General features: G+C 56.6%; 18 protein-coding genes. 5 read left to right on the top strand and 13 right to left on the bottom strand.

Annotated features, from left to right (window positions below; translation table 11 throughout):
* The first annotated feature begins 28 nt into the window (after positions 1-28).
* Together AC0Z5Z_RS18010 and AC0Z5Z_RS18005 are read left to right on the top strand one after the other, a co-directional pair.
* On the top strand, positions 29-271 hold the full coding sequence (locus AC0Z5Z_RS18010; RefSeq protein WP_485611438.1) for a DUF4224 domain-containing protein: 243 nt from the start codon (positions 29-31) through the stop codon (positions 269-271).
* 1 nt (position 272) lies between these two features.
* A complete protein-coding gene (locus tag AC0Z5Z_RS18005; protein ID WP_485611437.1) occupies positions 273-1,322 on the top strand; it encodes a tyrosine-type recombinase/integrase in 1,050 nt (349 codons plus the stop codon).
* A gap of 336 nt (positions 1,323-1,658) precedes the next feature.
* On the opposite strand, the gene AC0Z5Z_RS18000 is transcribed toward AC0Z5Z_RS18005, so the two are convergent.
* The 6 genes from AC0Z5Z_RS18000 to pstS all read right to left on the bottom strand — a co-directional run bounded on the left by AC0Z5Z_RS18000 (position 1,659) and on the right by pstS (position 6,911).
* Positions 1,659-2,300, bottom strand: coding sequence for a hypothetical protein (locus AC0Z5Z_RS18000; protein ID WP_485611436.1), 642 nt, complete (start codon positions 2,298-2,300; stop codon positions 1,659-1,661).
* The gene (locus tag AC0Z5Z_RS17995) at positions 2,300-2,998 is read right to left on the bottom strand and encodes a hypothetical protein (protein WP_150635412.1); all 699 of its coding nucleotides are present in this window, start codon (positions 2,996-2,998) and stop codon (positions 2,300-2,302) included. The genes AC0Z5Z_RS18000 and AC0Z5Z_RS17995 overlap by 1 nt, the downstream gene beginning before the upstream one ends.
* Positions 2,999-3,091: 93 nt before the next feature.
* A complete protein-coding gene (pstB, locus tag AC0Z5Z_RS17990; protein WP_016774591.1) occupies positions 3,092-3,853 on the bottom strand; it encodes a phosphate ABC transporter ATP-binding protein PstB in 762 nt (253 codons plus the stop codon).
* Positions 3,854-3,928: 75 nt separating this feature from the next.
* Entirely contained in the window at positions 3,929-4,840 is a 912-nt protein-coding gene (gene pstA, locus AC0Z5Z_RS17985) for a phosphate ABC transporter permease PstA (RefSeq protein WP_016774590.1), read from the bottom strand.
* Positions 4,840-5,805 (bottom strand): phosphate ABC transporter permease subunit PstC, encoded by a 966-nt coding sequence (gene pstC, locus AC0Z5Z_RS17980; protein ID WP_024012838.1) that lies wholly within the window; start codon positions 5,803-5,805, stop codon positions 4,840-4,842. The genes pstA and pstC overlap by 1 nt, the downstream gene beginning before the upstream one ends.
* Positions 5,806-5,879: 74 nt before the next feature.
* On the bottom strand, positions 5,880-6,911 hold the full coding sequence (pstS, locus tag AC0Z5Z_RS17975) for a phosphate ABC transporter substrate-binding protein PstS (RefSeq protein ID WP_051600442.1): 1,032 nt from the start codon (positions 6,909-6,911) through the stop codon (positions 5,880-5,882).
* 313 nt (positions 6,912-7,224) lie between these two features.
* On the opposite strand from pstS, the gene AC0Z5Z_RS17970 reads away from it, so the two are divergent.
* Together AC0Z5Z_RS17970 and AC0Z5Z_RS17965 are read left to right on the top strand one after the other, a co-directional pair.
* Positions 7,225-8,664 (top strand): ATPase domain-containing protein, encoded by a 1,440-nt coding sequence (locus AC0Z5Z_RS17970; RefSeq protein WP_041478782.1) that lies wholly within the window; start codon positions 7,225-7,227, stop codon positions 8,662-8,664.
* Positions 8,665-8,687: 23 nt separating this feature from the next.
* Positions 8,688-9,047 carry a response regulator gene (locus AC0Z5Z_RS17965; protein WP_016774585.1) on the top strand — a complete coding sequence of 120 codons (360 nt, stop codon included), beginning with the start codon at positions 8,688-8,690 and terminating at the stop codon, positions 9,045-9,047.
* Here AC0Z5Z_RS17965 and AC0Z5Z_RS17960 read toward each other — a convergent pair.
* The gene (locus tag AC0Z5Z_RS17960) at positions 9,042-9,998 is read right to left on the bottom strand and encodes a fimbrial protein (protein WP_056785684.1); all 957 of its coding nucleotides are present in this window, start codon (positions 9,996-9,998) and stop codon (positions 9,042-9,044) included. The genes AC0Z5Z_RS17965 and AC0Z5Z_RS17960 overlap by 6 nt on opposite strands.
* 330 nt (positions 9,999-10,328) lie before the next feature.
* Between AC0Z5Z_RS17960 and AC0Z5Z_RS17955 the strand changes: the two genes are divergently transcribed.
* Positions 10,329-10,913 (top strand): hypothetical protein, encoded by a 585-nt coding sequence (locus tag AC0Z5Z_RS17955; RefSeq protein WP_056785683.1) that lies wholly within the window; start codon positions 10,329-10,331, stop codon positions 10,911-10,913.
* Between the two features lie 38 nt (positions 10,914-10,951).
* On the opposite strand, the gene AC0Z5Z_RS17950 is transcribed toward AC0Z5Z_RS17955, so the two are convergent.
* From AC0Z5Z_RS17950 to AC0Z5Z_RS17925, 6 genes are all read right to left on the bottom strand, one after another.
* Positions 10,952-12,580 (bottom strand): methyl-accepting chemotaxis protein, encoded by a 1,629-nt coding sequence (locus tag AC0Z5Z_RS17950; protein ID WP_095179876.1) that lies wholly within the window; start codon positions 12,578-12,580, stop codon positions 10,952-10,954.
* 115 nt (positions 12,581-12,695) lie between these two features.
* Complete coding sequence (locus AC0Z5Z_RS17945) at positions 12,696-13,127, bottom strand: hypothetical protein (protein WP_150635414.1); 432 nt, start codon at positions 13,125-13,127, stop codon at positions 12,696-12,698.
* Positions 13,128-13,465: 338 nt separating this feature from the next.
* Positions 13,466-13,843: a type 1 fimbrial protein gene (locus AC0Z5Z_RS17940; RefSeq protein ID WP_016774580.1), complete on the bottom strand. Its 378-nt coding sequence runs from the start codon at positions 13,841-13,843 to the stop codon at positions 13,466-13,468.
* Between the two features lie 101 nt (positions 13,844-13,944).
* Positions 13,945-17,577 carry a transporter substrate-binding domain-containing protein gene (locus AC0Z5Z_RS17935; protein WP_485611435.1) on the bottom strand — a complete coding sequence of 1,211 codons (3,633 nt, stop codon included), beginning with the start codon at positions 17,575-17,577 and terminating at the stop codon, positions 13,945-13,947.
* A 7-nt stretch (positions 17,578-17,584) separates the two neighbouring features.
* The gene (locus AC0Z5Z_RS17930) at positions 17,585-18,292 is read right to left on the bottom strand and encodes a response regulator transcription factor (RefSeq protein ID WP_041478777.1); all 708 of its coding nucleotides are present in this window, start codon (positions 18,290-18,292) and stop codon (positions 17,585-17,587) included.
* Positions 18,293-18,465: 173 nt separating this feature from the next.
* Positions 18,466-19,686 carry an EAL domain-containing response regulator gene (locus AC0Z5Z_RS17925; RefSeq protein ID WP_056785675.1) on the bottom strand — a complete coding sequence of 407 codons (1,221 nt, stop codon included), beginning with the start codon at positions 19,684-19,686 and terminating at the stop codon, positions 18,466-18,468.
* Positions 19,687-19,862 lie beyond the last annotated feature (176 nt).

Here is a 19,862-nt window from a genome sequence, read left to right as displayed (position 1 = left end):
CGCCACGCGCGGCATGGAGCAATACCTCATGGAAACCGAAATCCTCTCCGACGAGGAACTGTCCGAACTCACTGGCTACAAGGCCCGTGCCTACCAGCGCCGCTGGCTGATTGATCGCCAGTGGGTGTTCGTCGAAAGCCGCGGCAAGCGCCCGCTGGTGGGCCGCATGTATGCCCGCATGAAGCTGGGCATGATCAGCCCTACGATCGCCGATACGAACCCACCGCCGGCTACACCGGTATGGACACCAGACTACTCGCGAGTGAACTGATATGCGCCCCCGCAAGGCCGACACACGCAGCTTGCCGCCTCGGATGTACAAGTGGACACGAACACGAAAAAGCGGAAAGGTTTGGATCGCCTATTACTATCTGGATATGACAGGTAAGGCGATCCCGCTGGGCAAGGATCTGGACTTGGCCAGAGTCAAATGGGCGGAGCTGGAGGCGAAGGAAAAGCCGCTTGATCTGCGCACTATGAAAGGCATCTTCGACCGCTATATCCGCGACATCGTATCGAAGAAAGCGGCACGGACGCAGAAGGACAATCTGGCCGAGATCAAGCAACTTCGGCCGATGTTCGACAGCGCTCCTATCGACTCAATCACCCCTGCAACTATCGCCGGGTACCGCGACGCGCGGACCGCCAAGGTTCGCGCGAATCGCGAGATTGCCACTCTCTCCCACGTGTTCAACATTGCTCGGGAATGGGGACTGACGACCAAAGAAAATCCCTGCCAGGGCGTACGCAAAAACAAGGAAACGCCGAGGGACTATTACGCAAATGATGTGATTTGGGATGCTGTTTACATGAAGGCAGCTCAAGAACTGAAGGACGCGATGGACTTGGCTTATCTGACCGGGCAAAGACCGGCAGATGTCCTGGTCATGAGGAAGGACGATGTCGAGGGAAATTACTTGGGTGTGCAGCAGAACAAGACACACAAAAAGCTGCGTATCCAGATGACTGATGGTGATGAGCCAAACAGTCTGGGCCTGTTGATCGGGAAAATGGCCGAGCGCAATGCTCAGCACATTTGCAGCTATTTGATCGTGAGCGCACGCGGCAAGCGAATGACCGCGAAGATGCTTCGCGATCGATGGGACGATGCAAGAGAAAGGGCCAAGAAAGAAGCTGAAGAAAAAGGCGATGTTCAGCTGGCTGAGAAAATCGGAGGCTTCCAGTTCAGAGACATCAGGCCGAAAGCGGCGTCGGAAATCCTCGACGTCGGCGATGCGAGCCTACTCTTGGGGCACACCAAAGGAGATATTACCGAGCGCGTCTATCGACGAATTGGAGCCATTGCCAAGCCATCGAAATAGCCCCAAAAACCGTTACAAAACTCAAAATCCGCCCCTTGTAGAACGCGGGCTGTAGAGGTGTCAAAAAATAAACGTATCGTAACGAAAAGCTGCTACAGGCCCCGGTTTCATTGGCCTTGCATATCGGTCTTGAAAACCGTCGACTGTAACAGGTCCATGAGTTCGAATCCCATCGCCTCCGCCATATTTGATACGACAAAGCCCTGATTATTCAGGGCTTTGTCGTTTCTGCGAGATATGTTTTGCGCAGCATCGTTTGCGCATCTGTTGAGTCATTTCACAGCAGTGCCTCGTACACCTGAGGCGCTGCTGCCCGAATAGCCAATGCGTACCCGCTCAGGCAAGCGACTCAAAGACAGCCTCCGCACGCTGTTGCACCGGCGCCTGAGGTCTGAGCATTTGCTGCCAGGCGAGCTGCGCCTGGACCTTGGCCACCGAATCCAGCACTTTCTGCGCCCAGCGATCATCCTCGGGATGCACCACGACCACCCGGAAGCCATGATCCTTGCCTTCAATCTGCACGCCTTCCGAATCATCGACATGCAAGTCGATATCGAACGCTGGCGGATACTTGGAAGGCGCATTCGACATCCCGTGCGCCGTCAGGGCACGGTTGTGCAGCACGCTGTTGACCACGCCGTCGACGCGGATACCGTACAGCGCCAACCAACGTCGGATATAGGACGGCGTGCGCCCGGATGAGGTGTAGACCCAGACACTGCAGTCCTGGCGGCGCAGCTCGCGGATCAGCGATCGCGTGCCCATGCGCAACGGCTCACCCAGCCAACGATGAATACAGGCGGGAAGTCGGCTTTTCTCGACTGCGCAATGGTGCAATTGGCAAGCGAGCGTGTCATCGATATCGAACGAAATTCGTATGCGCTGACGCCTGAACAGCTGCGGCAGAGCGCAGCGGATGACTTGCCCTGCCCGGCTGGCGAAGGTTCTGCATTTGGCCAATGCTGGAGCCCCGCTCATCAATGGCCACCTTGGGAGACAGGCAGGGGCTTGTCTTTGAGAAAGAACTTCATTGGATCGGGCGCCTGTTCTTCTAAAAATGCTGCGTATTTTTTCTTGATCTTGGGCAATTCGTACAACGCCTTGACGCCATGCTTGGCGGAGTTGCGGATGACCGAGGACGGGTTGAAATAGCCCTCGGCGTTTTCAAGCGTCAGCACGAACGGCGGCAGTCCTGCGCGCATGAGCAGGTAGCTGACAATGAGCGAGCCACTGCGGTTATTGCCTTCGATAAACAGCTGCGGCTTGCTCAGAATGCGCACATAGACCCCCGCTGCACGCTTCCAGACCGATTCACTGCGATACGCGCAATACCAGTTGTACAAGTCCTTGATGCCGCCCTCAACATTGTTGAAGAAGTGCGCCTCGGTGGCTGCCAGATGCTGGGCGTATTCGAGCCGGCGCGCCGGATCCCGGCCACAAAGCACTGTGGCATTGATCTCCAGCATCAGGTTCAGTTGCTGCAGATCGAACAGGTCGATGCCGCGGGCAACATATTCGTCAACCAACGCATAACCTTCAAGCACATTGTTCAGGACTTCGTCAGTGAACGGGTCTCGGGGCTCGGTGAAGTGCCGGCTGAGCTCGGCGAAACGGCTCTGCACGTTACGCAGTGCGCGTTCAATCGCAGGCAAATCAAGGCGATGCGTGGCAGGCATTGGAGCTCCTTGGAAACGCTTGGTAAATGTCCGCCGGTGCCCGCCAAATCCATTTGGCTTGTGCAGGTAGGCGGCCGTGACCGGTGCTGTGACTTAGCTGAACTTGCCGCTGATGTAATCGCCGGTCATCTGTTCACGCGGGTTGTCGAAGATCTGCGCCGTCGGGCCCATCTCGACCAGATAACCGGTGCGCGTGCCCTGGGAAATATCCACCGAGAAAAACGCTGTGGTGTCAGCGACACGGATGGCTTGCTGCATGTTGTGGGTCACCAGCGCGATGGTGTAGTCCTTCTTCAACTCGACCATCAATTCTTCGACGCGTCGGGTGGCGATCGGATCCAGTGCCGAACAAGGCTCATCCAGCAGCAGGACTTCCGGTTCAGTGGCGATCGCCCGGGCGATACACAGGCGTTGCTGCTGACCACCGGAGAGCGACAGGCCGCTGACCTTGAGCTTGTCCTTGACTTCGTCCCACAGCGCGGCGCCTTGCAGCGCATGCTTGACACGGTCGCCGATATCGCCCTTGTAGCGATTGAGGCGAAGACCAAACGCGACGTTGTCGAAGATGCTCATCGAGAACGGGTTAGGCTGTTGAAACACCATGCCGATGTAGCGGCGCACGACCACCGGGTCGACACCCTTGCCGTAGACGTCCTGCCCGAGGAAATGCACATGGCCCTCGAAACGAAAGCCCTTCACCAGATCGTTCATCCGGTTGAGACTGCGCAGCACGGTGCTTTTGCCGCAGCCCGAGGGACCGATGAATCCGGTGATCTTGTTTTTCTCGATGGGCACGTGGCTGTCACGTACTGCCATGAAGTTGCCGTAGAAAATCTTGTCCAGTTTGCAGTCCATGACTACAGGCGCCTGGGTGACAAACGGAGCGGCTATTTGCGCAGTGGATACGTTCAAAATCAGATGCTCCCGTTCTTAATACTTGGGCTTGCCGAAAATCCGGCTGATGATGTTCACGAACAGCACGATCATCACCAGCACCAACGAGGCCGCCCATGCGAGCTCGAGCTGGTTATCGAAAGGCATGCCGGAGAAGTTGTAGATCAGCACCGCCAGCGAGGCAGTCGGATTCATGACATCGAGATTGCCCTGGTGGTAGATCCAGTAGTTGCTGAAGAGCGCGGTAAATAACAGCGGTGCCGTCTCGCCTGCGGCACGCGCCACGGCGAGCATCACGCCAGTCAGGATCGCCGGCATGCCGGTCGGCAAGATGATTTTCCAGATGACCTGCGAGCGAGTGCAGCCCATGCCATAAGCAGCATCTTTCATGATCTTGGGCACCATCCGCATCGATTCTTCTGCGGTCAGCACCACGATAGGCAGCATCAGGACGGCGAGCGCCACGCCACCTGCCGGTGCCGAATACGTGCCAGTCGTCATTACTACCAAAGCGTAGGCAAACACCCCCGCCAGGATCGACGGCAGGCCCGTAAGCATCTTGGCGGCAAAACGCGCGGCGTTCCCCAGCTTGCTATCCGGCCCCAGTTCAGCCAGAAAAATGGCCGCCATGATCCCGACCGGCACCGCGATCGCTGCCGCGATACCGACCATCACAAAGGTACCCGCCATCGCGTTGCCGAAACCGCCGCCCATCTCGAAGCCGGTCGGCGGCAGTTCGGTGAAGACTTCCAGGTTAAGACGCGCGCCACCACGAGTGATCAGCATGTAGAGCACGGAAATCAGCGGCACGCTGGCCAGCAAAGCACCTGCCCAGACCAGGGTGGTCAGGATCAGGCTGCGCAGCGCGCGGCCTTCGAACCTGCGTTGCAAACTGGGCATCGCACCGGTTGGCGCCGTCAGGTCTGTTGCTGCGGTCAGATCAGTCATCACTTGTTACCCCGTTGGGCGTACATCATGATCATCGAGCCGAAAATGTTCACGATCAGCGTAATCAACATCAGCACGAGCGCGGCATACATCAACACCTCGATCTCGTTCGGCCCGGCTTCGGGGAAGTTCAGCGCCAGCAGAGCGGCAAGCGTGTTGGCCGGTGCAAACAGCGAGAGGGAAATGTTGTTGGCATTGCCGACCAGCATGGCCAGCGCCATCGTTTCACCCAGCGCGCGCCCCAGGCCCAGCACCAGAGAGCCGAAAATGCCGGTGGCAGCCGAAGGCACCATCACTTTGAGAATCGCTTCCCAATGGGTTGTGCCCATGCCGTACGCGGCCTGTTTGGTTTTCATCGGCACAGCCGTCAGCGCGTCCTGCGAAACGGCGGCAATGGTCGGCAGAATCATGATGGCGAGCACCAGAGCTGCGGGCAGCAGGCCCGGACCGCTCAGGGACGTGCCGAAAAAGGGTATCCAGCCCAGTTCGCTGTTCAACCAGGTCGTCAGCGGCCGAATCGCCGGGATCACCACATAGATCCCCCACAGGCCATAGACCACGCTGGGAATGGCCGCGAGCAGTTCGACGATGGTGCGAAACAGCGCAGCGAGCTTGGTTGGCAGGAAATCCTGGGTCAGGAAAATCGCCATGCTCACGCCAAAGACACCGGCGATCAGCAACGCGATGAAGGCGCTGTAAAGCGTGCCCCAGATGGCCGGCAGGATGCCGTATTTGCCCTGGTTGACGTCCCACACACTGCCCAGAAGCACATCGAAGCCGTGCTTCTCCATACCGGGAAGTGCCTTGCGTCCGACTTCGAACACCAGTGCAAATACCAGCGCCAGAATCAGTACCACACCGATGCGTGCGAGCGCGCGGAAGGTGCGATCAACCAGGAAATCCTTCGTCGAAGGTGGCTGGCAGGCAGAGTCGGGATTAACCGGTACGACAAAAGGTTTGTTCATGGGCTAAGTCCGGAACAGGGGGAAAACTCTCCCGGCGTGGCGCAGACGCACACGCCGAGAGAGACCTCACGGCGTTACTGAATGTTGGCGGACGCTTTGCGAACCTGTTCGACGACCGATTGCGGCAACGGGATGTAACCCATCGAATCGGCAATCTTCTGCCCCTCGGTCAGGCTGTATTCGACCATTTCACGCATGGCTTTGGCCTTGGCCGGGTTGCCATTGTCCTTGCGGAAAATCATCCAGGTATAAGAGGTGATCGGATAGGACTTGGCACCGTCCGGATCAGGCAGCCAGGCCACCAGGTTTTCCGGCATCTTCACCGCCGCCAGGGCCTCGGCACCGCTTTCGGCATTTGGTACTACGTAATTGCCAGCCTTGTTCTGCAACTGGGCAAAGTCGACCTTGGCCAGCTTCGCGAAGCCATATTCGATGTAACCAATCGCACCTGGGGTCTGGCGCACGGTAGCGGTTACGCCATCGTTTTTCGGCGATTTGATGAACTTGTCACTGGCCGGCCAGTTGACGGTGTTGCCCTCACCCAACGCCTGCTTGAACTCGGCGTTGACGGTTGCCAGGTGCTTGGTGAATACCGCGGTCGTACCGCTGGAATCTGCACGCACGACAACCGTGATCGGCGTATCGGAGAGTTTCAGGTCCGGGTTGGCTGCGACGATCTGCGGATCGTTCCAGCGCGTGATCTTGCCCAGGAAAATGTTGGAATAGACGTCGCGTGGCAGCTTCAGACCCTTGGGATTGCCCGGCAGGTTATAGGCCAGCACGATTTCCCCGGCGGTCATTGGCAGCAACTGCACGCCTTCGGCGACCTTGGCGATATCTTCGTCTTTCATTGCCGAGTCACTGGCAGCGAAATCCACGGTTTTGTTCAAGAAGTCCTGTACGCCCGCGCCACTGCCCTTGGATTGGTAATCGACAGTGACGCCATCGGATTTCTTGCTGAAATCCTTGAACCAGGTCAGATAGATCGGCGCCGGGAAACTTGCTCCGGACCCCGTCAGGCGAACATTTTCTGCTGCAAAGGAGGCCGAGGTGGCACAAAGAGATACCGCAATGGCGAGCGCAGCAGACTTCATCAAACTTTTCATTAAATGACACCTAGTGATTACGGGCTCCCGAACTCTGCAGCAGTTTTGTGACGATTTCATGAAAGCAAAGTGGCAACCGTTACCCTCATGGTCCGCAGCAGCGCATATGGCCGTAACCGGCTTCCGGGTTTCGAAAAATCGAATCTTCCCGTGCCGGGCTTGTCACTACCCCCTGATCCCGAGCAGTCACGTGCCAGGTTCACATTGCAAAAACGCTACTTTTCCCCAGCCTTTATGGCCCTCAACCGGAAATGGCGTTAGCATTTCACTCATTCGGCTGAACAAGCCTGTTTATTCAGATCAGGGTCGCATTGTGGAAAAGCTAAAACGCCTTCAAAGCGGGATCGAAGGGCTCGACGCGCTGCTTCAGGGGGGCTTTGTCGCCGGCGCTTCATACATCATTCAAGGGCGCCCGGGCTCCGGCAAGACCATCCTTGCCAACCAGCTAGGGTTTCACCATGCCCGCAACGGCGGCCGTGTGCTGGTCGCCACGTTGCTGGCCGAGTCCCACGACCGCCTGTTCCAGTTCCTGTCGACCATGAGTTTTTTCGACGCTTCGCGAGTCGGCGCGGAAATTCAGTTTGTCAGCGCATTCGATACGCTGGAAAACGAAGGCCTCGATGAAGTCGTGAAGCTGCTGCGACGTGAAATCACTCGGCAGAAGGCGACCGTCATGGTCGTTGACGGCCTGCTCAATGCACGCTCCAAAGCCGACTCGCCGATCGACACGAAAAAATTCATTTCCGAACTGCAAGGCCATGCCGCATTTGCCGGTTGCACCGTGCTGTTCCTGACCAGCTCGCGCCTGGACGACGGCAGCCCCGAGCACACGATGGTCGACGGCGTCATCGAAATGGGCGAAGAACTTTTCGGTACCCGTTCGGTGCGCCGCATTCATTTGCGCAAGACTCGCGGCAGCGGCGCGTTGACCGGTCTTCACGAGTGCGAGATCACCGATAACGGCCTGGTCGTCTACCCGCGCCTCGAAAGTCTCTACAAGCGCCCTTCCGCCCCTGACAGCGCGGACATGACGCGCATCCCCAGCGGCATTGCTTCACTGGATGACATCCTCGGGGGTGGCTTGCACAGCTCCAGCGTGACGCTGGTCATGGGGCCTTCCGGGATCGGCAAGACCACGCTGGGTCTGAAGTTCATCGCACAGTCGACGGCCGAAGCGCCGGGCCTGCACTTCGGCTTCTATGAAAGCCCGCAGCGGCTGCGGCTCAAAGGCCGTTCGCTGGGCATTGATATCGAACACATGGAACACAGCGGTGCGCTGAGCATTGCCTGGCAGCCAACTACCGAAGGCTTGCTGGACGGCCTCGGCGCACGCCTGCTGAGCCTGGTCGATGAAAAAGGCATCAAGCGCCTGTTCATCGATAGCCTCAGCGGCATGACTCGGGTTTCAACCACACCGGAACGCATCACCGACTTTTTCAGCGCGCTGATGAATGAGCTGCGATCCAGAGGCGTTACGGTGTTCGCCTCATGGGAAATGCGCGATTTGTTCGGCTCCGAGGTCAGCGCACCGAACTCCGACCTGTCCAGTATTGTCGACAACCTGATGCTCATGCGTTTCTTTGAGAATCACGCTGAACTTCACAGGACGCTTTCCATTCTCAAGATACGTGATAGCTCCTACAACCCGTCGCGGTTCGAGGTGGTTATCCGTGATCAAGATGTGTTCCTGGAAAAGGCTTTGAAAAATGAACCTTCAGTCACAGCTGAGTCATTGCCTGGTTCAATTTCGTAAGTCTGCAAGCGGGTTGAAATAACATGACCACCATCCTGGTAGTCGACGACGAGTATCTGATTGCTGACATTCTTGGCTTTGCGCTTGAGGATGAGGGCTTCATGACTGTGACCGCGAGCAATGGCAAGAAGGCTCTCGAAGTGCTGGAAAGAGAACGTCCAGCCCTGGTCATCACTGACTTCATGATGCCGGTCATGGACGGCCTCGAATTCGCCGAAGCCGTGCGTGCCCAGCCGTCCGTCAAACACTTGCCGATCATTCTCATGAGTGGCGCGCAAGCGCACATCGGCATGCAGCGCTCCGATCTGTTTGATGTGGTAGTGCCCAAGCCGTTTGATATTGCGGTGATTGTGGCTGAGGTGAAGAGGCTGTTGGGCTCATAGATACTCGACGACAAAGGCAATTTCGGCATTGGCATCGCCCGCTCGCATTTGCGCATTGGAAGGCTCGATGCGCACGAAGCGGGCTTGCAAGGAAACGGATGCATTACCGCCGCTCGATGTTGGCGCTTTCATTATGTAATTCTGGTTCAGCTTGAGTATCGTCCTGTCACTGAAGCGCATTTGCAATGCCAGCCCTTTGGCAGTGGAATTACTGTTGAGGTGTACCACGCCGGTATCAGCGCTCCATGCAGGGCTGCCCGCAGTGGGCGAAAAGGAGTACCTGAAGTTATTGATTCCGGGAGGACAGTTTTTCATATCAAGAAAGAAATATTTCTCCTTGGCATAGTCACCGTTCTGCAAAAAATCGCTCATGGTGTAGCTGCCCATATCCACTTTCACATCAGGTGTTTCACAAGACTGCGAGACGATCCGCGTTCCATTTGTATTCATTGCCAGAGGCTCGATTTCTGCAGCGACGAAGGTCCCAAGTTGGCCTGAGGGTATCGTCGCACTGCCGGAAATAGTTCCCGTCTTTACAAAACGCAAGATGTGCTCAGAACCATTCCAACCCCAACCGCCAGCAGTGTCGGTAGTTCCTGGAAAGCCTTTCCACGCTTTCCCCGATGGCGGTCGGACCCATTGCCAGCCGATTCCGGTATTTCCGATAGGAAAAATCTCCGCGCCCGGCTGAGTAACGCCGACAGTATTGCGTACACCTTCGTTGTGTACCGCAGAGCACCTGAATGAGCTGGGTATGGCGCCCAGGGTCACGATCGGGCTTTCATAGATAACCGTGCCGTTGGGCGTGTCACGAGGCACCGAGATCGTGGCTGGAAGAACCACCCTGACACTGCCCTTGGAATGGTCGGGATAAAATTCGCAAACTGCAGCCATTGCGTTAAATGGCAGTAAATACAAAAAACCGACAATTAAAACATGGGAAAACTTCATAGCAATCTCTCTGAACTCGCCGTGTTTGCAAACATTTGAATGGCGGACGATTGCGTGAACTATCAGCAGTAAACGCCACCAAAGCGGCAGCAGACGATAATGAAAAAAAGGAGCTTGAGCAAAAAGTTTATTTATTCGCAAACAAGACAATTCTCATGGACCCACAAGAAACTTTAGATAGTCGGTTTAAAAAAGAAGCCTTCTGCGAATTCGTTAACAAATGTTAGCCGTTATCGACATACGCAAATAGAGCACAATTTAAGACTCGTCTTAAAGGCCCAGCGAATCGAGGTTATTACACTGTCTACTCTTGATAGGAGAAACGATTCCGTGAGAGCCCTCGATACCCTCAATAGCTCAAAACCCCAGAGCAACGCCGCCATCTACTGCCTGACCATTCTTGCGCTGGCACTGATCGCCATGACTGTGGTCGCCGGCTACCAACTCAATGAACTGTTTCCACTGAAGGCTGTGGTGCAACAACAGGAGGTCCAACTCACCCAGCGCGCCGATGCAATCCAGTCGATGAGCGCAGAACTGAAGCGCCTGGCGGAACAGAAACAGGTTTTGGAAGCCGACCTGCTTAGCGCAAAGGAACAGGCGAAGGCCGCTGAGCACGCAAAAACCGAACTCGAAAACAATCGACAGGCAGCCCTGACCAGCGCGGCGTTAGAGGATGAAGATTCACTGTGCGCGATCATCGAGCAAAACATCCGACTTGTTGCGGACCAACTCAATCGCGACGATTTCTTCCGCCTGCGTGATGAGCGCGAAGCTGAAGCCGAAGCGGTACTTGAAAGCTATGAAAAACAACTCGCCAGCTGCATTGAGCAGTTGACAGCACAAACCGCATCGCCAGCACAAACTGACTCTGCACCCCATGCGCAAGACTTTGCTGCGCCGATCGAGCGCTGATCAAAAAGCCCTGGTAGCCAGGGCTTTACGTTTACTGATTAAAGTTTGAATTCCTTGGTCAATTTGTTCAGCGACGCCGCCAATTGCGACAGCTCCGCCGATGCAACTGCCGTCTGTTTCGACCCCTCTGCGGTTTCACATGACAGGTCACGAATGCTGATCAGGCTGCGGTCGACTTCCCGCGCAACCTGAGCCTGTTCCTCGGCAGCGGTTGCCATCAGCAGGTTTCGCTCGTTGATGAGATTCAGCGAGCCAGTGATGTCGGTCAGCACTTCGCCGGCGATATTGGCCATTTCGAGCGTTCTCTCGGCCTGAGCGCGGGTGTGGCTCATGGAGGAAACTGCGCGGCTGGTGCCCGACTGAATGGAGCTGACCATGGACTCGATGTCCTCGGTCGACTTCTGAGTACGCTGCGCCAGCCCTCTCACCTCATCGGCAACCACGGCAAAACCGCGACCCGCCTCCCCCGCCCGCGCTGCTTCGATCGCTGCGTTCAAGGCAAGCAGATTGGTTTGTTCGGCAACCTCTCGGATAACGTCCAGCACGCTGCTGATATCGCTCGCCATGGTCGATAGCGCCTGCACCTCAGCCGAGGTGCTGTGCACGCTGGACACCATCAGGTTGATTGCGGCTACCGTGTCGCTGACCTGGCTTCGACCGGCGACGGCTGCGGCACTTGATTCCGACGTCAACTGCGAGGTCGATGCGGCGTTGTCTGCAACCTGCTCCACCGCTGCACTCATTTCAGTGACGGCGGTGGCGGCCATTTCGATTTCATGGCTCTGACGTTGAGTGATACGCGAGATATCTTCAGTGACGCCGTGCATGACCTCCGAGGTCTCGGCCAACTGCGTGGACGAATCACGGATCATGATCAAGGCATCTCGCAGGCTGGTTTGCATCGCCGCCAATGACGACAGCATTTGCGCCGCCTCATCAGAGCCATCCAGCGCAATGGTTTCGCTCAGATCATTGGCGGCGATGCATTCCGCCACCCTTAGCGAGCCTGCAATGGGTACCGTCAGGCTGCGGGTATACAACACGGCCAGGGCCAACGAAGCACCGATCGCGATGAGAATGAACACACTGACGATCAACAGCGTGTGCTCATAGACATTGTCGGCCTGCTTGCCCGCCTCATAAGCTTCTATTTCGTTGAGTGCAATCAGCTTCTTGAGCGCGACTTGTACGCCATCCGAGGCAGCACGCATCTGATTCTTTGACAACGCAATGGCCGCTTCAAGCTGCCCGTTCGCCACGGTTTGAAGGTATTGCTCCTGAGCCAGATCGTTGACCTTCTGTGCTTTGGCAAACTCCTCGAACGCCTCGCGCCCAGCGTCAGTGGCCAGCAGATCAATGAGCGCTTGCTGATGTTTTTTGATCAGCTGACGCGACTGCTGAATGTCCATCAGGGCTTGCGCCTTGCGCTCAGGGGTTTCGATGGGATTGCGCAAGCGAGCGTTGTTGCCCTTGATTTCGACGAACTCTCGATCGAGTTGGCCGAGCAGCTTGATACTCGGCACGATCGTCGTCTCGACGTACGTTTCTGCCTTGTTGAGCAAGTCGACTTGCTGCAGAGCGATCAATCCGATCGCGATAATCATGAGACAGAACAAGCCGAAACACAGCGCCGAACGAGGCGCGAGATTAAGTTTACGAAGCAGCATGATGCCTTACCTTAGAGTGTATTCAAGACAATGGGGCAAACGAGTGGGCGGCACAGCAGGCGCTGGGCAATAGCACCTCAGCGTCTACGTGGATCATCGCGGGAAGGTGCAGCAGCTAGCGGTTTGCGCACGAAGAGAGTGTGGAGTCGGTCGAGGCCGGCTCCGCAAGTTCCTTGAGCGCCGGGTCGGCCAGCATCAGAAAATCTGCCAGTCGCGGCAGATTGATTTTCGAGACCAGGCGCATCCAGCGTTGCGGATGCGGGTTGAAGAAGGTCTTCGACCACTGGTGATCATCGTTGGGATTGAAAATCAGCAAATGACGAATCAGCGGGTTTTCCCCGAAAAAGTCGAGCGGATCCATCGCCATCTCGCTGAGCAGCTCAGCATTGACGACGACCAGGCTCAACCGTTGAGGGCAGTAATACGTCAGTATTTTCAGGTCACGATAAGTGCAAACGTTCAAGACGCTGAGACAGCCCAGCTTGTTGAACTGCTGTTCGATTGACAGACCTCTGCGCACATCGCTATCGGCGATCAGGATCCGCAAGGATCGACTGCGGTTATTTTCAAGAAACATCGGGCACCTTTGGCAGCTCCATTCTTCCTTTCAAGAAAATAACCAAGGGCCAACCTGCCTGATATGAGACTTGTCTCAAAAATGAACGCAGGGATAGATGATAAAAAGCCACACCTTGACGACAGCCCAAGCGATCGGCGCATGGTCTGGCTCAGAAAGTGTTGAAGGAGGGATTTTGCAACGCAGGGGAGTGGCGACAAGCCAGAAGCGCGGGACGGTTCTGTGCGAACCAGACAATTCTCATTATTAACGCCCCTTTTTGTCAGTAACCTTGAAACAAGGGGCGCAGACTCATTCTTTCCAAGCCATCAAGGCAGCGTCATCGTCACTACGTAATTACCGCTCGTTATCTGGTGACCCTTGTTGTCCGTGAGCAGCAAGCGCTGGTCGTAATAATCGTCCTGCTCATGAGTATCGGCAATCACCTTCACAAACACCTGCTGGCGCGACTCACCTCGCCCTGCCGCACTGACGTTGTTCACGGTAAAAATCTGCCCGGTGCTTGCCTGGGGGCAATCAAGCAACTCGACAGAAGAATGGCTGGCGCCACTGGCAATGCAACTTGCCTCGACAATTCGACCGCTGAAGCGAATCACTCCGCTGACCGGCGCAGACTGGGCTGCGCTGACGGTGTCAAAACCGAGCAGGCAAAGGCAGGCAATCAATAAAGGACGTCGAATGATCATCGCGAAACTCCATGGTTATTACCAAGGTATCGCCCGCTGCAAAATGATCTTTAACGTCAGCTTTAATGCAAGGCCAGTCGGATGGTCATGAGCCGATACGTTTACAGCTCGATCCGTTTGATTTTCTTGATCAGATCAGCCTGTGCATGCTCCAGCTTCAATGCACTGCGATTGAGGTCCAGCGGATCGATAACAGGCGCCTCGCACTCGGCTTCAAGCTCGTTACACGCCTCAATGACCTGATGCTCGGCAACAATGCGCGCCGCCCCCTTGATGCGGTGCGCCAGGTCAGCCAACAGCCCGGGATCGCTTTCGGGTATTAGCGAATGCAACTCCTCCAGATCCTTTTCGCAACTCGACAGCGCCTCGCGCAGAAGTTCTTTCATCATGTCGAGATCGCCTCCGGTGAGCTCGTCAAGACGCTCGCGAATCGAACCCAGCTCCTTGATAGTCGCCGCAGGCGGGCTTTCAAATGGCTGGGTTTCAACATTTTTTTCCCAGCCTGCAAGCATGATCGACAAGGTGCCGAGACTGATCGGTTTGAACAGACAATCATCCATCCCGGCCTCCCGGCATTTCACTTTTTCTTCCGGCTGCGCGTTGGCCGTGAAGCCCAGTACGATGCACGGCGATCCACCACTTTCGCGTTCGTCCTGGCGAATGGTGCGGGCCAGCTCATAGCCGTTCATGACCGGCATGTTGCAGTCCGTGATCACAATGTCGAACGGCTCCGAGCGCCACAGCGCCAATGCCTGGGCACCGTCGGCGGCATCACGCACCGCCTGGCCAAGGAAACTCAGCTGCTGCGTCAACAGCAGGCGGTTGGCGCTCTGGTCATCGACTACGAGAATCCTGAGTGTCGGTACCGGTTTGTCCTGAACAACCGAAACAGGCAGCACTTTGCCGCCAAGCGGGCTGAGAATATTGAAGAACAGCGACACTTCCAGGCAGGTGCCTTTGCCAAGCGTACTGGTAATGTTCAGCCGCCCGCCCATCAATTCGCACAATGAACGGGAGATCGCCAGTCCCAGACCGGTGCCGCCTCTGCTGGAGGGGCCATGATTGGCTTGGGAAAACGGCTGGAACAGATTCTGCAGATCGGCGCTGGAAATGCCGATGCCGGTGTCCTCGACCTTGAGGTCGACCTGTAAGCGTTCGTCAGCGAGACGTTGGCCGCGAATCGAGACGGTGACATGACCGGTGTCGGTAAACTTGATCGCGTTGCCCACCAGGTTCGAGAGCACCTGCTGGAAGCGCATCGGATCAACCAATACGTCACAGCCGACAGTGGCGTCGATGTCGAGCTTAAGCACCAGACTCTTCTGCCTGGCCAAGCCGTCGAACACCCGCGCCACGGATTCGACCAATTCGCGCAGGTTGGCACGTTTCGGCGAAAGGCTGACATGGCCCGATTCGATGCGTACCACATCGAGGATATCGCCGATCAGTTCCAGCAGACCTTTTGCCGAGTCGTATGCCACTTCAATCGCCGGCCGATCGAAGTGACCTTGCTCGGCACGCTTGAGGGTAAGTTCGAGCATGCCGATCACGGCGCTCATCGGCGTACGGATTTCGTGGCTCATGGTCGCCAGGAACGTGGTTTTGGCGCGGCTCGACTCGTCAGCCAGCTCTTTCGCCGAACGCAACTCCTCGATCAGTTCACGGCGTTCGCTGATATCGATCCAGCCGCAGATCACGCCTCTGACTTCACCCGCCGTGTCGTGATACGGCTGGATCCAGTGGTAAATGATCAGCCGCGTATCACCCACATGCAGCGTGCGATCCACCTCGTAAGGTTCGTCCTGCTCGATGACGCGCAGGTAGTCGTCGTGAAATTGCAACGCCTCCTGACGATTGCGCTTGCCGCTTTCGAGCACGGTCTTGCCGATCACGTCCTTTTCTGACAGGCCAAATGTTTGCAGATAATTATTATTGCAGGTCACCAGCCGACCTTCCCGGTCACGTACGTAAATGGGATGCGGCGTGCCGTTGATCAGCGCCCCCATGAACTTCAGCTGATCGCCGAGCAAGCGCTCTGCACGACTGCGTTCGCGAATCTGCCGACGGATGTAGAAATTCCACGCCAGCGATCCCAGGATAATCAGGAACGCGCCAGCGCTGATCTGGTAGATCAGCGCCTTGTAATCGCGCCACGACAACCCCGAAAACGCTGCAATGGGACGCCACCTGTTGAGGATTACGTCCAGCTCATCCGGCGGAATGCTCAGCAGCGCCTTGTTCAGAATGCTGACCAGTTCGGTATCGGCACGCCGCGCGGCGAAAGCGAGGAAGCCTTTGTTCATGCCGACGATGTTGGAGATACGCAAGCTGTCGCTGTAGATGTGGGCGATGTAGTAGCGCGCACTGTGCAACGTGGTAATCATCGCGTCCGCTCGACCGTCCTTCACGTCAGCCAAGGCGCCCAGAACTGTTTCGTTATCAACGATCTCGATGTCGGGGTAGTCCTTGAGCAGCTCACGCTCAGCCGAACTTTCGGGCACTGCGACGCGCTTGCCGCGCAGCTCCTGCAGGCTTGAAGGCGCGCCTGCGTCCTTGGTGGTGACGATCACAAAGGGGCTGGCAAGGAACGGATGAGTGAAACGCATGCCGACTTCCCGCGAGACCGTTGGTGTCAGCAGAGAAATATCCGCGCTGCCATCCAGCAGACGCGTGCTCAGACTGGAAAAGCTGTCGGTGCGCTCGACATTGATCTGCAAGCCGGTACGCCGCTGGATGAGCTCGAGCAGATCAGCGCCGATCCCGCCAAAGTTGCCGTCACCATCAAAGAATGCAAACGGTGCCTGATCGTCATTGATCACGAACCGCGCGACCGGATGCAGCTCAAGCCAACGTGCTTCGCCGGGTGTCAGGTCAATGCGTTTGGGCGTCAGCGCCCCGCCGCCGCCCGACCAGCGCTTGGTAATTTCGGCAATCTTCGCATCACCCAGCGACTCGAGGGTCGAATCGATCAGACGCAGCAATTGGTCGTTGCCCCGGCGCAAGGCAAAGCTGAAACCGCTGGTTTGGGTTTTGACGAAAGAGTGCAGCCGCACATAGTTGAAGTAGTTGAGGTTGATCAGGTAATTGCTCGACACCGTATCGCCGAGAAACAGGTCGACCTTGCCAAAAGCCAGCGCAGCCAGTGCCAACTCGTTCGATGGAAAAAGCACGAATTCGGCGTTGGGGTATAACGCGTGTAATTGACTGGAAGGCAGGTAATCGTCGGCAACCGCAATACGCAAACCGGCCAGATTGGCCGGCATCGGGCGCCGATCATCACCGCGCATGAACATTGCCGGCACGTCTTCGACATAAGGCTTACTGAGCGTGACGAGGCCGTCGATCAACTCGAAACTGTTGGAACTGCCCAGCATGTCGATGTCGCCACGCTCGAGCGCCGCCATGGCGTCGCGACGGTCGGGATAAGCCTTGACGGTAACTTCGACATGCAAGGCCTGACCGATAATGCAGGCGATGTCGGCGGCTATTCCCTCGTACCGCGTACCGCTGGCGGTCATGACATAAGGCGGGAAATCCGGAAGCGCCGAGCCCAGCACCAGACTGCGCTTCTGCCGCAGCCAACTCCAGTCTTCATTGGCCAGATCGATCTGTAGCTCCTTGCAGTCAGACCGACCGAACACCTGCAGAGTGCGCGGCTCTGCTGCCCACAACGACCCGCTACCGAACATGACAAGCACACTGACTAGCAAAACACCGCGCAACAGATGAAACATAAGCGAGTTATCCCTGGTTGTCCGCCGTCAGGCTGTGCTGCAACTTGAACAGCTCCGCATCACCACGAATGCCAAGCTTTTTGAAAGCGGCCTGTTTTTGCCCGCTGATGGTTTTGCGACTGCGCGAGAACTTCAAAGCGATCTGCGTCACTCCCATCCCCTCGAGGCAGCAGCGCAATACTTCTTTTTCTTTCGGTGACAGAAGAGGATTACTGAGGAAGTCGTCGCCGTGCGCCGCGCCATCGTCATTGGCACCAGCAGGTTCGTCGACCGACGCAGGCAGCACATCGAGTTCGAAGGCCATTTCCGGCGAAAGATACAACTGGCCGGACGCAGCACTGCGGATGGCGGTGATCAGGTCATCGACCGACTGCGACTTGCCGAAGAATCCGCTGACGCCCGCCCCGATCGCCATATTCACTACCGCCGGGCGCTCTTCGGAAGATGAGACAAGGATGCGCATGCCCGGATATTGCTTGCGCAGCAGGCGGATCAGATTGAGCCCGTCCAGCTCCCCATCGTGCAGTTTGTAATCGAGTATCAGCAGGTCGATGTCGATTTCGCGCAATCCGGTGAGCAACTGCGCGCTGCTGCCATACACACCTACGACACTGAACTCGGCTTCGCGCGTCAGCCGCGACTTCATCGCCAGACGTATGAGCGAGTGATCATCAAGGATGGCAACGCGTAACGGATTCACGACTGACCAATGCATGAACAGCTCCATGATGAAGAGTGTTGGAGGACCATCAGCACTTGGCAACCGCGGCAAATCCCGGGCATCACCGAAGCATTCAGGTGCATCTGATTGATTTCTCGGCACATGATGAGTGTTTTGAAGGCGTGACGAAATAGGGCTTTGTCCCAAAAGTCAGAATGCCGCTTGCATCAACGATCGGATGTGCCTATTGCGCGGCGCCAGGACGACTTCTGGCCTTCGAAACGCCAGTCGACCAAATGCGCCCAATTCATCGGGCGAGCATAGAAGAAGCCCTGCCCCCACTGACAACCAAGCCGCGCCAGATGCTGAACCTGATCTGCGGTTTCAATACCCTCTGCCACCACGCGCATGTCCAATTCCCGCGCCAAGGCCAACGCCCCGTGGATGACCGCGCTGTAGCGCGCCTGATGGAAATTCTGCACGAAGCCGGCGTCGAGTTTGATTTCGTTGAACGGCATCTGGCACAGCCGCTCAAGTGAAGAATAGCCGACACCGAAATCATCGATTGCCAGACTGAAGCCGAGCATGCGCAGACGCACCATGTTTTCCATGCTGATCTCGGGCATCTGCAGCAGGCCGGTTTCCGTGAGCTCGAAAATGAGCCCAGCTGGCGAGGCGCCATGGATGCGCAACAGCGCCTTGATCCGGTCGACAAGATTCGGATTGGCCATCTGCGTCACGTCGAGATTGAACGCCAGCTTGAACGGCTTGCCGTGAGACTGGACGAAGCGCTGCAGACTCAAGCCTTGCGTGAGCAGGCTGAAAAACATCTCATCGAGCAGCCCGCAGCGCTCGATCGTCGGCAAGAACATGCCTGGCGAGAGCAAGCCGCGACTGGGGCTCTGCCATCGCACCAGCACCTCGGCGCCATCCACCTCACCACTGCGCAGATGAAACTTGGGCTGGAAGTAGGCGCGAAATTCCTGACGGCGTATCGCTTCGAGCACTTCGTTCTCCGAAGGCTGATCGAGATGACTTTCCACCACTTTGGTATCGCCCGGAGTGTGCGGCCGATAACGCGCCAACAATGGCCCCAGCACATCGATCATCAGAGGCTTGCCGACACTGCCAAGCAATTCCAGCCCCTGCAACGTGACAATCCGGTCAACCGTGCGCAACAAGTCTTCAGGCAGTGAACTGCAGATGATCACTGCACGAATCAAACCGGCCTCTCTCGCCAGGCGCAAGAACGTCAAACCATCCATCCCGGCCATGCTCAAGTCACACAATGCAACGTCCACGCCTCCAGCCTGGGATATCACAGCCAGCGCATCCTTGCCGTCAGCCGCCTGAAAGATATTTTTGTACCCCAGACTATTAAGCGCACTGACTGCCGCCGTGCGCTGAAAGGCGTGATCTTCCAAGACCAATATACGAAGCGTGTTCACAAACCTGGAACCTCTTTCTATCAGTCGTTAATCGCGAAAGTTTGAATAATCTTTCAAGCAGGACGCCCGCTCACAAACTTTGCGTTGACTGAGAATTTCTGCATCCGCGAATACTAGCCAGACAAAAACCGCACGACTTTGAGAATTGTCTCATTTGGTTCGCTGCACCATTACCG

The sequence above is a fragment of the Pseudomonas sp. 1L-E-NC-VB-C3 genome (genome assembly GCF_057291535.1).
This window is presented reverse-complemented; position numbering and strand designations above follow the sequence as displayed.